12 protein-coding genes are annotated in these 14,398 nt (G+C 35.4%); 8 read left to right on the forward strand and 4 right to left on the reverse strand.

Annotated elements, in window-relative coordinates:
* Nucleotides 1–16: 16 nt before the first annotated feature.
* Both D5R40_RS24085 and D5R40_RS24090 read right to left on the reverse strand, forming a co-directional pair.
* Nucleotides 17–379 carry a hypothetical protein gene (locus tag D5R40_RS24085; RefSeq protein ID WP_124146208.1) on the reverse strand — a complete coding sequence of 121 codons (363 nt, stop codon included), beginning with the start codon at nt 377–379 and terminating at the stop codon, nt 17–19.
* Between the two features lie 525 nt (nt 380–904).
* A complete protein-coding gene (locus D5R40_RS24090; protein ID WP_124146207.1) occupies nt 905–1,351 on the reverse strand; it encodes a helix-turn-helix domain-containing protein in 447 nt (148 codons plus the stop codon).
* Between the two features lie 368 nt (nt 1,352–1,719).
* Here D5R40_RS24090 and gatA point away from each other — a divergent pair, with 368 nt between their 5' ends.
* From gatA to D5R40_RS24115, 5 genes are all read left to right on the forward strand, one after another.
* Nucleotides 1,720–3,177: an Asp-tRNA(Asn)/Glu-tRNA(Gln) amidotransferase subunit GatA gene (gene gatA, locus D5R40_RS24095; RefSeq protein ID WP_124155323.1), complete on the forward strand. Its 1,458-nt coding sequence runs from the start codon at nt 1,720–1,722 to the stop codon at nt 3,175–3,177.
* Between the two features lie 85 nt (nt 3,178–3,262).
* A complete protein-coding gene (locus tag D5R40_RS24100; RefSeq protein ID WP_124155324.1) occupies nt 3,263–4,156 on the forward strand; it encodes an alpha/beta hydrolase in 894 nt (297 codons plus the stop codon).
* A 968-nt stretch (nt 4,157–5,124) separates the two neighbouring features.
* Entirely contained in the window at nt 5,125–6,315 is a 1,191-nt protein-coding gene (locus D5R40_RS24110; protein ID WP_124155325.1) for a retropepsin-like aspartic protease, read from the forward strand.
* Nucleotides 6,308–6,445, forward strand: a complete 138-nt coding sequence (locus tag D5R40_RS35950) for a hypothetical protein (RefSeq protein ID WP_161564547.1) — start codon at nt 6,308–6,310, stop codon at nt 6,443–6,445. Before D5R40_RS24110 ends, D5R40_RS35950 begins: the two co-directional genes overlap by 8 nt.
* Nucleotides 6,446–7,564: 1,119 nt before the next feature.
* Nucleotides 7,565–8,059, forward strand: coding sequence for a tellurite resistance TerB family protein (locus D5R40_RS24115; RefSeq protein WP_124155326.1), 495 nt, complete (start codon nt 7,565–7,567; stop codon nt 8,057–8,059).
* A 408-nt stretch (nt 8,060–8,467) separates the two neighbouring features.
* On the opposite strand, the gene hpsP is transcribed toward D5R40_RS24115, so the two are convergent.
* Together hpsP and D5R40_RS24130 are read right to left on the reverse strand one after the other, a co-directional pair.
* On the reverse strand, nt 8,468–9,649 hold the full coding sequence (hpsP, locus tag D5R40_RS24120) for a hormogonium polysaccharide biosynthesis glycosyltransferase HpsP (RefSeq protein ID WP_124155327.1): 1,182 nt from the start codon (nt 9,647–9,649) through the stop codon (nt 8,468–8,470).
* A 1,467-nt stretch (nt 9,650–11,116) separates the two neighbouring features.
* The gene (locus D5R40_RS24130) at nt 11,117–11,653 is read right to left on the reverse strand and encodes a P-loop NTPase family protein (protein WP_124145234.1); all 537 of its coding nucleotides are present in this window, start codon (nt 11,651–11,653) and stop codon (nt 11,117–11,119) included.
* Between the two features lie 758 nt (nt 11,654–12,411).
* Here D5R40_RS24130 and D5R40_RS24135 point away from each other — a divergent pair.
* The 3 genes from D5R40_RS24135 (at nt 12,412) to D5R40_RS35955 (ending at nt 14,150) form a co-directional block, all read left to right on the forward strand.
* Nucleotides 12,412–12,972, forward strand: coding sequence for an adenylate kinase (locus D5R40_RS24135; protein ID WP_124145235.1), 561 nt, complete (start codon nt 12,412–12,414; stop codon nt 12,970–12,972).
* 145 nt (nt 12,973–13,117) lie between these two features.
* A complete protein-coding gene (gene rph / locus D5R40_RS24140; protein WP_124145236.1) occupies nt 13,118–13,846 on the forward strand; it encodes a ribonuclease PH in 729 nt (242 codons plus the stop codon).
* Between the two features lie 130 nt (nt 13,847–13,976).
* Nucleotides 13,977–14,150 (forward strand): hypothetical protein, encoded by a 174-nt coding sequence (locus D5R40_RS35955; protein ID WP_161564548.1) that lies wholly within the window; start codon nt 13,977–13,979, stop codon nt 14,148–14,150.
* Nucleotides 14,151–14,398: the final 248 nt, after the last annotated feature.

The following is a 14,398-nucleotide window of genomic DNA, read 5'->3' on the forward strand; positions in this document are numbered from 1 at the left end:
TATTGATTTACAAGCATTATAGTCTAATTTGGCCAGTTAAGTTGTGTAAGTCCCAATAATTAGAAACCCAACGAATAACTGTATAAGTACCTTGTGGTGTTTTGACAAAAGTAGTTGGGATACCATTTTTACCCCGGTCACAATAAAATTTATTAGGTCGAATTATGGGTGAAACTTCTTTGACTACTGGCTTTGTTTTTTCAGAACAGCTTTCTTTTTCTGTACATACATTCTGTTCCTTTCTTTGACATAGTTCTTCTTTAATTTCACAAAGCAATCTAGATTTTGGTCTAGCATAAGCGGGATTATTGATAGTTAAATTAATCCCTAAACAGAAAGCAAATACTAAACATATTTTTGTACAAATATTGATTTTCATAACAACGAAATCTTGGGATATTTATGTTGTAGGTTATTGCCATTGAAGAAGGTAGAAGGCATAAGAGAAAATTGCTTATGAATAGTCTTCGACAAGCTACGTTTGTGTCTACAAACCCCAAACAATTTTAAGCATCCCCGTCGTTGACAGTGGGTTATTAAACCCGCCACAGAAAAGATAAATAATTGATAATATCAAGCATTATTTATTACTTATAGCCTCAACAACCTTCATTCAATTTATCAAGATTTTCGCTCTTGCTCCGGAAAAGCTTTTAATGTAAGCATTTGTTGCCGAATTTAGGTACAGTGAGGTTTCTTAGCCATACCTCAGTCCTTAATATTCGTCCCTAACACAACAGAAACTGCACCCTTGTTTCTTAATTCTCTTAATTCCAAAATATTTTCCTTACAACTTAACCTTACAACTTAAATAGCACTGCAATGCAGGATAAAAATCTAAAATTCCTGTAAAGAACAATTTCTCCAATTCAAAATCCCATTTAAGATAAGATCCAACATTTTTCTACTTTTTTTTCCAGTCAATGCCTAGTCGTTTTAAGTAATCCCAACCTCGTTGAGGCCAGACATGGTCGCGACCAGTTTTCTGAGCAATCCAACGGGCTACTTTTGGACCAGACCATGCTTGACCATCAGGAGCAGGCCCTTGTAAAGCCTCTGAAAGTTCCTGCTGTTGAGCTGGTGTCAACAAAGATTTAGCAGGTGGTGGTTGACGGTCTTTACTGCGATTTTTCACAGATTCAGGCCCTTCCCTATTGTAGCGCCCAACAATTTCCTTAGCATAATCGTAGTTAAGTCCCACAACTTGAGATGCTTTTTTAATAGACCATTGTTGAGCAATTAGAAGCAGGAGATGCCACCGACGAGATTCGATGGTATCTGGAGCTTGTCGGTAGCGAATTTTCAATTCCTCTACCGTAAGATGTGGTTTCAAACTAGCTTTTGCTGGCATACCTCCTATTCGGAAATTATGGAAGTTTTTAATCTTATCTACCTCTATGTGCCAATCTCCGGATAAAATCTACCTTGGAATATATAGATTAAGTCAAAAGTCAAAAGTTAAAATTTAAAAGTCAAAAGTCATAATGACCCTCGGCATGAGTGTTTATAATTGCCCTAACCTATTTGCGCAGTGCTATGTATAGCAATAGACAGGGCGCGGACATAGTAATGATAAAGCTCTTGAGACAGGGGAATATTTTTCCGACTGTTGCCTGTTGCCTGTTTCCTGCCATAGGAATTTTTGATAGTTAATTATTTATAGTTAATTCAATTAACCCTATAATCTAATAGCTGAACTTTAGGAATGATGGTATAGGCATGGCATCCATTAGCGAGCTGCATCAACAACTAATAAGTAAAGAACGCTCTGCTGTAGAAATTACCCAAGAGGCCCTAAAACGCATCAGCCAGTTGGAGCCAAAGTTGAAAAGCTTTATCTGTGTCACGGCAGAAAAGGCCATAGAACAGGCCCGTCAGGTGGATGCCCAAATTGCTGCAGGAGAGAAAATTGGACAATTAGCAGGGATTCCCATCGCTGTGAAGGACAATATGTGCACCCGAGGTATCCCTACTACTTGTGGTTCTAAGATTCTAGAAAATTTTATTCCTCCTTATGAATCGACTGTGACTCAAAAACTTTTAGATTCTGGTGCAGTTATTCTGGGTAAGACAAATCTAGATGAATTTGCCATGGGTAGTTCGACGGAAAATTCTGCTTATCAAGTTACGGCTAACCCGTGGGATGTGGAACGAGTGCCTGGTGGTTCTTCTGGGGGGTCGGCCGCAGCAGTGGCATCTCAAGAGTCTGTAGTTGCATTGGGTTCAGATACTGGTGGTTCTATTCGTCAACCAGCATCTTTTTGTGGTGTGGTAGGTATGAAGCCTACTTATGGTCTGGTTTCTCGCTATGGGTTGGTGGCTTTTGCTTCTTCTTTAGACCAAATAGGGCCTTTTGGTAGGACTGTTGAAGATGCTGCGATTTTGTTACAGGCGATCGCTGGTTATGACCCTAAAGATTCTACGAGTCTTAATGTGTCTATCCCAAATTATACTAGGAACCTGAGACCGAATTTAAGACCAAAGGGGCAAATTAGAATTGGTCTAATTAAGGAGACTTTTGGTGAGGGTTTAGATTCAGTTGTTAATCAAGCTTTTACTAAGGCAGTGGAACAGTTACAGGAGTTGGGAGCGGAAATTCAGGTAATTTCTTGTCCTCGGTTCCGCTACGGTTTGCCTACTTATTATATTATTGCCCCATCGGAAGCTTCAGCAAATTTAGCTCGTTACGATGGGGTGAAATATGGCTTCCGCGCTCCTAAGTCGGAAAATCTTTTGGAAATGTATGCTCAGACTCGTGCTGAGGGTTTTGGTACGGAAGTTAAGCGCCGAATTATGATTGGTACTTATGCTTTGTCCGCTGGATATTATGATGCTTATTATCTTAAGGCTCAAAAAGTCCGGACTTTGATTAAGGAAGATTTTGATAAGGCTTTTGCTCAGGTGGATATTTTGGCTTGTCCCACTGCTCCGACTACTGCTTTTAAGGCGGGTGAAAAGACTGATGACCCACTGAGTATGTATTTGTCTGATTTAATGACTATTCCAGTTAATTTGGCTGGTTTACCTGCTTTGAGTTTACCTTGTGGTTTTGATGAAAAAGGTTTACCTATTGGTATGCAATTAATTGGTAATGTTTTGAAGGAGGCTTTATTATTTGAAGTTGCTCATGTTTATGAACAATCTAATGATTGGTATAAACTTCTGCCTCGCCTTTAGAAAGTTGGTTTTTAGTTATTATTTATGAGGCGTTAGGTGTTGAGAAAATTATTGGTTAATCAAAACCTAACTGCCGATTTTTATTATGTGGCAATTTGATTATTTTTTCGTTGCAAAGTTGATTTTAATTGTTGGGATAGTTTTAGCGATCGCTTATGTTGCTGTCTGTATATTTTTGGTATTTTTACAGCAGCGATTTATGTTTTTCCCTAGTTCTGTTATAAAAATAACGCCGAAAGATGTAAATCTTTCCTATGAAGATGTTTGGTTATCTGCTTCTAAGAAAAAAGGCAAGTTAGAGCAAATACATGGATGGTGGATACCTGCTAATTCTGAGGTATCAAATTTTCAGGGTGTGCTGTTATATTTGCATGGTAATGGTATTAATATTGGAGCGAATGTTGAACAAGCTTATAGATTTCAGAAATTAGGTTTTGATGTTTTATTGATAGATTATCGTGGTTATGGGCGAAGTAAAGGGAATTTCCCTAGTGAAGCACAGATTTATCAAGATGTAGAAATTGTCTGGAATTATTTAGTTAATCAAAGAGAAATTAATCCACAAAATATACTGGTTTATGGTCATTCTTTGGGAGGTGCTATTGCTATTGAGTTGGCTATAAGACATCCGAAAATGGCCGGATTAATTATTCAAAGTTCTTTTACTTCTATGCAAGGGATGGTGGATTATAGGGGAAGAATGTATAGATTTTTTCCAATCAAATTAATCTTACATCAAATATTTGACTCAATTACAAAATTACGGAAATTAGACATACCTATTATGTTAATTCATGGCAGGGAAGATGGATCGGTTCCTGCCTATATGAGTGAAAAATTATTTGCAGTTACTCCTGCTAAAATCAAAGATTTATATATAGTTCCAGGTGCAGATCATAATGATGTTGCTGCTATTGCTGGTGATGAGTATTTAGAGCGACTTAATAAGTTTGTTAATCGATTAAATAAAGAAGCATAAACAAAGCATTGAACAATAGACATATCTATCTATAAAAGAGGGAGTAGGGGGAAATAATTGATAATTTATGGATAATAATTGATTATATTTTTGATTTTCACGCCTATGTCTAATAGACCTCGCAGCCAAAGTAAAATTTAATTTTTTTCTTCTATAATATTTATATTTTATGTTTTTGACTTCTGTTATTAAATCTAATAAATAGAAGAGTATTATAGTGTCGATCGGGAAGTGTGAATTACAGTTGTCTTTTTCCTCCTTGTTTTACCTATTTCCTAAAGCCTCAGAATTATGGAAATTGCTATATATTATAGTAGGGAACAAGGAAAATGAAACAGTGGGAAAAATATTTCCTCTAACTATCAAGGAGAAAAAAATCCTTTTTGTCAATCCTCTTGTTTTAAGGGGAAGTAATTATTAATTGTTAATGATTAATTGTTGAACTTACCGCTCAACTAAACTTACTCAAAAGTCTGAAAGTCTAGTCATTCATAGTGAGTCAAGCATTACAGGGTTAAACGGCAAACTCTTTATTCCCCAAAAACATCGGGAATTACTTTTCTAATAATATTAAATGCTCCATTCACATCAGCATTTAATAACTTATTATCTCCTGTTTTATACAATCCTCTAGCCATTCTTTTCCCTTTAAATATCGGTTTTGATTCACCTTATGTTGGTAATTAATATTTATGTAAAGAAATTGATTGTGATGTATATGATTCTTCAGTAATTATTACTTTGAACCCAATTAATCTGAGCTTTATATCTTAACATCTCTATTAATCTATAATGAGGTATATTAACAAACTGTTGATTGTTCTTTTTCCCTAGATTAATAGATTATTTCCACTTCTTATGATGTCCAATTATTAAGGTTCCTATTTGGTGTACCTCACACCAATCTATTTATAACTCCTGAGGACTGAGGACTGAGGACTGACTATTTTGCTATCGGATTTGATATTATGCCAAAAACTACCTCAATTAAATTAATTATTTCAGTCATAGGAATTATTGGTTTTCTTTTTACACCTCAACCCAACTTTAGCGAACAAAATCATCCTACTACCCTTGCTCAAATACCATCATCAAAACCTAGTAGACTATCCCAAGAAGTTCTACAAGAACTCACTCAATGTCTCAGAAAAATAGTTAAACCCACAGAAGCATCTTTAGAAGCGATACAAGTAGCTTCTATGCAATGCACAATGAGAGTAATAATGTTAGCTCCAGATGGTAAATTTCGCCCAGATGCTAATCAAAGAATGGAAGCATTATTAGAAATAAGTGGAGCTAGTTTACCAGAAATTCTGAGTCAAGGAAAAGCTACTGTCAAGCTTGAAAAACTTACAAATAGTCAGGTATTTACTCTTCCAGTAATAGTGGCAGGGGAAACTAAAAATTTTTTATTAGATACAGGTGCTTCTAATACAATTATAGATAGCAAAATAGCTCAAAATTTGGGTTTAGCAAGTACTCCTATTCCCAATGATTTATTATCTTACTTTGTTGTCGGTGATGACTGTTCAAATGTTAATGCTAATATACATACTTTACCTACAATAACAGTTGATGCAGCTACAGTAAATGGTTTGCAAGGAATGGGTTTGTCTAAGACAGCTATTCCTGGTAATTTATCAGGTGTTTTAGGTTTAGATTTTCTCAAAGGTTTTGATGTAATTATTAATCCTCAAACTTCTCAGTTGGAGTTACTACCTCCTTCTTCTTCTGTTAATAATACTATTCCTTTGATAGGTAGAATGGGAGTTATGTTAGCTGAGGTAAAAATTAATGGTAAAGGACCTTTTCTATTTCTATTAGATACAGGAGCAGATTTAATGGTTTTATCTCGGAATTTAGCAAATGAATTAGGAATTGATATTGCTAATGCAGAAAAAATAGATGTCTTAGGATTTTGTGGTACTGAAATTGCTCAGAAAACACAGTTGGATACTGTGAGTTTACAACAGCATGAAGTATCTCAATTGGATGGGATTATTATTGATAATCAAATTCTTGATTTAATAGGTATTGATGGGATTGTTGGTCAGAATTTTCTTAGTCGTTATCAGCAACATTGGCGATTTGATAAGTCTAATAAATTGGGATTTCCAGAAACAGGAAGTTTGCTTTTAACTCCATTAGGGAATGATTAAATGTCGGAATAAATTAAGAAGTCAGAATGTCAATCTTATGAGGGAGTCAGGAGTCAGCAGGGAAAAAGGAAGAAGGAAGAAAGATGGAAGATGGAAGATGGAACAAGAGGATAAAGTTTTCCCAGGATAATTATCCGGACATGATATTAAGACTACCTCAAAATTCAAGATAGAAAAAAGGAGTTAGAGCAGTATTGAACATCATAAAAAAAGCTAACTTGATTCAAAATATTGGGTGCATCTCAATTTTGAATAAAGCCAAAAAATTCTCGCTTTTAGGGAATAGGGAATAGGGAATAGGGAATAGGGAATAGGGAATAGGGAACAGGGAATATATAGGAAAAAAAGTATTTTTGCAAATATGAGATGCACCCAAAATATTATTCTTAATAGATTAATCAACTTGGTTTTTTATTCAGAATTTTTGCACACCTTTAAATATTCTTAATTAATGATCAATTTGTCAAAATAGTCTAATTAAATAAGAAGAAAGAAGGCAGAATAAAAATGGAGCAATAGGATAAAATTTTTGCACGCTAATTATCCGGACATGATATTAAGACTACCTCAAAATTCAAGATAGAAAAAAGGAGTTAGAGCAGTATTGAACATCATAAAAAAAGCTAACTTGATTCAAAATATTGGGTGCATCTCAATTTTGAATAAAGCCAAAAAATTCTCGCTTTTAGGGAATAGGGAACAGGGAATAGGGAATAGGAAATAGGTAATAGGGAATATATAGGAAAAAAAGTATTTTTGCAAATATGAGATGCACCCAAAATATTATTCTTAATAGATCAATCAACTTGGTTTTTCATTCAAAATTTCCGCACAACTTTGATACTCTTAATTAATGATCAATTTGTCAAAATAGTTTAATTAAAAAAGAAGAAATAAGGCAGGATAAAAATAGAGCAATAGGAGAATTTTTTTGCACGCTAATTATCAGGATATGATATTAATCATACCTCAAAATTCAAGATAAAAACAAGGAGTTAGAGCAGTGTTGAACATCATAAAAAAAGCCAAATTGATTCACAATATTGTTCTTAATATATCAATAAATTTGGTTTTTTATTCAGAATTTCCGCACAACTTTAAATATTCTTAATTAATGATCAATTTGTCACAATAGTCTAGTTGACAAAAAAAAAATCCTGTGATATAACCAATAAACTATTAAAAGCTGTTATACAAGATAAAATAGTAAAGAAATAAACAAACAATAAATTGGGAGGCAAAGCCTAACATGAGTTTATTAAATAAGGTTCTTGGAGTTTACAATCCAAATCGAATGGCATTCTCACAACAAGAAGCAATAGCTGCTATTGCAATATCTGCCATTGCCTCAGATGGTTATCTTTTAGATCAAGAAACAGAAAGACTTATAGTACTTTTGACGCAAATGGAAATGTTTAAAGGTTATTCAGAAAAACAGATTACAAATATGCTAGATAGATTGCTCAATTTACTCAGTGAAAAAGGTATGAATAATTTAGTTGCTATAGCCAACGATGCGCTACATCCAGAGTATAAAGAAATAGCATTTACATTAGCTGTCGATCTAATCTTAATAGATGGAGTTTTTTCTGGTAAAGAACAAACATTTTTAACTCGTTTGTTTCAGGTATTGGAAGTGCCTGTAGAGAAAGCTTCAGCAATTTTTCAAGCTCAGTCAGCAAACCATCAGGAGACTAAAAAAAAGTCTAGAAAGTATAGAAATAATCAAAATTATGAAAAGTAAATAAAATGTGGTTATTTACTATTTGTAAAAAAATCACAAATTTATTGATAGATAAAAATGTTTGACGATGACTATTTAGACTTAAATTAATTAATAGTGAACAGTTGTCAGTTATAACAGAAGCAAGAAGCAAGAAGCAAGAAGCAAGAAGCAAGAAGCAAGAAGCAAAAATCCTGTGTAGTCTGATCTGAGTTTTAAGCTTTTGATATGTCCGTGCCCTTTTATTAGACTGCTATATCTTCCAATATTGGGCTAAAATAAGTCACCTCCTTTAGCCGATAGTACCTATACTAATCCACTCCAAGCACTTAATATCAAATCTGTTTAATTAGCAAAAAAAATCGTTTATTGGAGTTGGCAAAAGTAAACTGATAACTGTTAACTGAATAATAGGCAAATTACGACTTATTAATAGGTAATAATTTTTTGGTAAGCCTGAATAGTTTGTATAGCGATCGCTTCCCAACTATAATTTTTTCTAGCTAACTCTTTAGCATTCAAACCTCGTTGTTTTCTTTCAGCTTCATTTTGCAAGGCTGACTTAATTAAAATAGCCATATCCTCTATTTTACAACTACCAACCCAACCTGCTTCTGCGTCTGCTACATCTTGACAAATATGAACTTGATCGGAAATAACTACTGGTGTACCTGCCACCATTGCCTCTGCTACTGCGATACCAAAATTCTCATAATAAGAAGGCAACACAAATACATCAGCAACCTGTAATAAACTTGCCTTAATTTCTCCTGTAACAAACCCCGTTATTTTTGTACATTTAGCAAGAGGTGAACCCTCTATTTGTGACCGAATTTTTGCTTCATAATTAGGATCTTGAGGATTAGCACCTGCTAAAATAAATTGAAAATCTATCCCTTCTGCTAATAATTTTTCTAAAGCTGGTAATAATAAATCTAGCCCTTTTTTAGGTTCAATTCGAGACATAAATAAAATCACAGGATGTTTAATTTCTATGGCTTGAGATTGAAGATAATTAACTAACTTTTCATCCTGAATATTACCTGGGGGATTAACACCCAAAGGAATTACTAAATCTCGTGTCGATACACCAAATCTTTCAGAAACTTTTGCCTCTTCTAAACTGGTAAAATGAAGTGCTGCTGCATGAGCAATATTCCGCTTTTCTAACAGAGAAACATAAACTTTTTTGAGTAATTTTTTTTTCCGTAAATCAGCCGGGTCTAAAGTACCTAAAGGTCTTAAAATATAAGGTAAATTGTTAGCTCTAGCCATAGTTGCAGCCATAGTAGTTACTGGTGAAAAAAGAGCATGAATATGAGCTAAATCAAATTCAGAAGCGTGTTGATTTAACCATTGTAATAACTTCAGAGAAAATTTATAACGACGGAATGGAGAACAACGAAAATAACGAATTTGATAACCATTTTGTCTAACAGGTTTATCAAGAGGAACATCTAAAGGTGGTTGACCTATATCTCCATTAGAATCTGTAGTGAGAATAGTAACATCTATATTTTGAGCAGCAAGAGCAGTAGAAAGTCCTAATACCATTTGACTAGGACCACCATAAACAAGAGAAATAGATGGTACTATCTGTAATATTCGCATAATTTAATTTAACTATATTTGATACCCTATAGTATAAATCCCCATCAATTCTTTAGTTGTCCAATATTAATTTACTTCATCATTTGATAAATGTTGTCAAGTCTTAGAGACTATTTGTACAAGGAATATAAATCTAGTAGACTGACGCAGCTAAAACTGTGCAATAGATTTTTTTTCTAGGTGTCTTTATCTCCCCTATTCCCCTGCTCCCCTACTCCCCTACTCCCATCTAACGCACCCTGTTAAAAAATCCAAAATTAGCGATTGCCTGACATATTTCTCCTTGCTTGAAAATTAACCAGGCCAAACAGACAAATCGAAAGTCCCCGCTAATTGAGTCAGCCACACTTACGTCTGCCACGTGTGAAATTTTCTGCCGCATAGCAATTAATAACCCTCAGAGCATTGCAAGCTCCGCCATCGCCCTGACTGCACAAACGAGCTAAGTTGCTAAGACCACCTGCTTGATTAACCTGGCGCAAAAAATTACAGGCCCGATTATTATTTCGCTGTTGGCAATAATAGCTAATCTGACGAATACCCGCTCTAGTCACAGTATTAACTAAGTCGCAAGCTCGCGCATTTCCTTGTCTGCAAAGCCTACCTCATCTCTCACAACTCCCAGTATTTCCTCCGTAGCAACTGTTGTAAAGATCGTTAAGTTGATTGGACCTTGCAGGTGATGGTTCTAGATAGGAGTGTAGCGACAGTCAGCACTGCCAAAAATATTTGTTTCATGCTCAATAACTAAACTTTTTCATTTTACTGTAACGATAGTAACAGAAATATCCTTCCCACCGAAGTAATCATTTATCTTCTCCTAAGAAGAAGTCAGGAGTCAGGAGTCAGGAGACAGAATTTAGAAGAAAATCATAGCTGGAAGATTTTTTCACAAAGATAATTTTTTACAACAACAAAAATTATTTCTCTACAAGCATCAACTTATACTAATTCATAAACATTAATGCTGTACTGCCTCAAAATTTCAGTTATTAACTAATAAGTAAACTTCAATCATATTTTTAAAAATTCTAGGCACAACCGTGAAGATATATTATTCCTATAAACCCTACTCCCTACTGCCTACTCTCAAGAAAATGTAGGAAAAATGTACGATAAATGGTTTAAAAAAGGATTAGGCAGTAATTCTAATATTTTAATCTTGGTAAAGAGAGAATTTGGAAAGCAAAACCTCTTCCCTTTTCTCTCTCCTAGATAATTAGAGCTTGCTGCAATATTGCTAAAAGTCAGGATAGCTTACGGTAATGGAGCTTTTTATATTTAACTTATCTCCTAGTTATTGGCTCTTATTAGCATCAATTTACTGAAATTTTATGCTGAAATTCAAGAAAATTTCTTAACATAAAATGACCGAAACCATTGCCTGTTCCCCACAAATCGACCCGTCCCCGTGTCCTACCCCCACTAACCAATTTTTTCAGCAGACCCTGATTAAAACTTTCTTTCTTATGGCCTGTGACTGCGACGAATTTTAGTAATTTGGTCTGCCATGTCCAAAATTGCCTCTGGCATATCTGGGCCTGTCAAAATTACATCTACATGAACAGGACGTTTTTCTAGAAACTCTATTACTTCAATGTCTGGAATTAAGGCAAAATTAATAGCTACGCTTAATTCATCAAGAACTACTAACTCATACTTTCCTTCATCTACAACCTTTTGAGTATAGACCCACAAGTCCAGTAATGAATTTTTCTGACTTTCATCTATATCCGGCGTATCAATACAACCACGAAGACCACAACGAAGCCAATCCAGATTTTGTCCTAGTTGCATTGGATGATCATGTCCCTGGTTAATTCCTCCTTTGAGAAACTGTACAATCAACACAGGAGTTCCTTGGCCAGCTATCCTCAAAGCTTGAGCCATAACATCAGTAAAGAAATTGCGCTGACCACTTGTGAATACTTGCACCAGACCTGGAACAGTGTATGGTAGATCGCTAGGAATATTTATAGAAGGGGTTTGTAGTTGTGCAACCATTATGAAAATTAAAATTGAGAAATCTATTTTTGGTAATATACTGAATTTTTCCAGTTTGTAAGCTGGACTGAAACATTGCCCAAGGACAATACTTGTTTTACAATATATAGTGCTTTTTTTGATTATACTATAAATTTAACACTATATGTATGTCCAATTCAAATAAATAGGTAATAGGGAACACAAGAGTCAACGGATAGTTCTGAGATTCTCTATCCTGACTATGTTAGGACTACCAAAACACTTAATCAGGACTTATGCAAAAAAGAAGTTATACACCATTTGTAGGGGTTAACGGCCGTATACTCCTACCATAGGTGGTGGTTATGCATAAGTCCTGTTAATGATGAATTATGACTAAAAATACCAAATGGGTTCTATAGCAATATGATTTAGGTTGTGAGATATTGGAAACTTTTAGGGAACAGGGAACAGGGAACAGGGAACAGGGAACAGGGAACAGGGAACAGGGAGCAGGGAACAGGGAACAGGGAAGAAGAAAAAAGCACATGGACATTATAAGGAACAGTCAAATTCTCACAACTGATTCCTGATTGCTATTATATATATCTGAGTTTTTGATAAATCAATTAATCAGGACTTACGCATAACCACCATATCTAGTAGGGGGTGACGGCAGTTAACCTCTACAAATTGTATATAATTCCACTTTTTGTGTAAGTCCTGTTAATGCTGCTATCTATATAGATATATAAAATAATCAAGTATTGTATTGTGACTAATCAAGTTGAGGGACTGTGAGACTGATAATTTTAGGTGGTCCAGGTGCTGGGAAAGGAACTCAAGCACAATGGTTATGTAATCATTTACAGATTCCTTTAATTTCTATTGGCGATTTACTTAGAGAAGCGATCGCTACTCAAACAACATTAGGCCAGATGGCGCAGCTTTATGTAGAAAAGGGGGAGTTAGTACCAGACCAAACAATGATCCAGTTTGTTCGTCAACGACTTTTACAGTCTGATGTTAGCCAGGGTTGGTTAATTGATGGTTATCCGAGAACTGCTTTTCAGGCGGAAGAACTAAATTTTTTATTAGATGATTTAGGGCAAAAGCTAAACTGGGCAATTTATTTACAGGTATCTGAGAAGATACTGATGAATCGATGTCTACAGCGATCGCGTGCTGATGATGACCCAGAAATTGTGCGACGTCGGGTAGAGTTATTCTATGAGCGTACTATTCCTATTTTGGAATATTATGAATATCGTCAAAGATTACTCACTATTGATGGGGAACAACAAATTACCCAAGTTCAACAACAAATATTACAACAATTTCAAGAATTTAGAATTTAGAATTTAGAATTTAGAATTTAGAATTTAGAATTTAGAATTACCTCTTCTGATAAAATTAAGAGGATTGGATGAATTGAGAGGCTTTATACCTGAATTTTTCAGTAATTCTCAGTAGTTTATTAATTAATCAATTTTATAGATATCTATGTCTTGGCAACGTCCTGATGGCAGACAACCAGAGCAATTGCGTCCTGTCAGTTTTGAATTAGATTATACTAAATTTGCTACCAGTTCTGTTTTAACTAAGTGTGGCGAGACAAAGGTACTTTGCACTGTCACTATCCAACCAGGAGTACCTAAGTTTTTGGCAGACACGGGACAAGGTTGGTTAACTGCTGAATATAGAATGTTACCTGGTGCAACTCCCCAACGCCAACAAAGAGAATTTATGAAACTTTCTGGACGCACTCAAGAAATTCAAAGGTTGATCGGACGTAGTTTGAGAGCATCTCTGGATATGAATTTATTAGGGGAACGCACTATTATTGTAGATGCTGATGTTTTGCAAGCAGATGCGGGTACTCGTACTACTTCTATTACTGGGGGGTTTGTAGCAGTGGCGAATGCTATTAATAAGTTGATGCAGCAAGGAGAGTTGGAGCGATCGCCTATTTTGCATCAGGTTGCTGCTGTGTCAGTAGGGTTATTGGAGGGGAAAGAATTTTTGGATTTGAATTACACTGAAGATGTAGCGGCAGAAATTGATTTTAATGTGGTGATGAATGATAAACCTGCTTTAATTGAAGTTCAGGGAACGGCAGAAACAGGTAGCTTTAGTCGTACTCAACTTAATCAAATTCTAGATTTAGCAGAAGCAGGAATTCAAGAGTTATTTGTAGCTCAACGTCAAGCTATTTCCAATTCGGTAGTATAGATATTGCATAGTAGAGAGCTTCTGAAAAGAGGGAAATTGAGGGACAATTCTTACTCCTACCTCATCTAAATTCCCCATTTTTCCTTACTTCTGACTCCTACCAGAATACTTTATTCCGCAAACCCTAATTATGATGATTTACGACAAATTTAGGGTAGATATATCAGTCGCTACTATAGTTAGAACATCGGGTAATTATGATGATTTACGACGCGAGCAAGATGCTCGCACTAATTGTAAAACACCAACAAGTCGGTTGCTATATCTCTTGAGTTTTTACGCAAACACAGGGCAACAGACATGATATTATTCCAAGCTCAGTGGACATAATAGACTTGTCGCTTTATAAGGTAAAGTAAAGTTAATAGGGTGTTTGAGATGGGACAATGTTAGATCTGAATCGGGTGCTAAAAGAAGACCGCCTCAGTGCGGGCATTGACTGGACTAAACCGTAAGGCATTGGATGAATTATTACAAGCTTTTTGTGTCCAACTTGACTCGGAAGCGATACGGCGCTCCGCCACCCTCCGCGAACGCTCTTTTGCCAAAAAC

The organism is Okeania hirsuta (assembly GCF_003838195.1).
GTDB lineage: Bacteria > Cyanobacteriota > Cyanobacteriia > Cyanobacteriales > Microcoleaceae > Okeania > Okeania hirsuta.

What these genes read in the sequence shown, in the direction of transcription:
- D5R40_RS24085 (WP_124146208.1), bottom strand. Translation starts at nt 379, where the DNA reads ATGAAAATCAATATTTGTACAAAAATATGTTTAGTATTTGCTTTCTGT.
- D5R40_RS24090 (WP_124146207.1), bottom strand. Translation starts at nt 1,351, where the DNA reads ATGCCAGCAAAAGCTAGTTTGAAACCACATCTTACGGTAGAGGAATTG.
- gatA (WP_124155323.1), top strand. Translation starts at nt 1,720, where the DNA reads ATGGCATCCATTAGCGAGCTGCATCAACAACTAATAAGTAAAGAACGC.
- D5R40_RS24100 (WP_124155324.1), top strand. Translation starts at nt 3,263, where the DNA reads ATGTGGCAATTTGATTATTTTTTCGTTGCAAAGTTGATTTTAATTGTT.
- D5R40_RS24110 (WP_124155325.1), top strand. Translation starts at nt 5,125, where the DNA reads ATGCCAAAAACTACCTCAATTAAATTAATTATTTCAGTCATAGGAATT.
- D5R40_RS35950 (WP_161564547.1), top strand. Translation starts at nt 6,308, where the DNA reads ATGATTAAATGTCGGAATAAATTAAGAAGTCAGAATGTCAATCTTATG.
- D5R40_RS24115 (WP_124155326.1), top strand. Translation starts at nt 7,565, where the DNA reads ATGAGTTTATTAAATAAGGTTCTTGGAGTTTACAATCCAAATCGAATG.
- hpsP (WP_124155327.1), bottom strand. Translation starts at nt 9,649, where the DNA reads ATGCGAATATTACAGATAGTACCATCTATTTCTCTTGTTTATGGTGGT.
- D5R40_RS24130 (WP_124145234.1), bottom strand. Translation starts at nt 11,653, where the DNA reads ATGGTTGCACAACTACAAACCCCTTCTATAAATATTCCTAGCGATCTA.
- rph (WP_124145236.1), top strand. Translation starts at nt 13,118, where the DNA reads ATGTCTTGGCAACGTCCTGATGGCAGACAACCAGAGCAATTGCGTCCT.
- D5R40_RS35955 (WP_161564548.1), top strand. Translation starts at nt 13,977, where the DNA reads ATGATGATTTACGACAAATTTAGGGTAGATATATCAGTCGCTACTATA.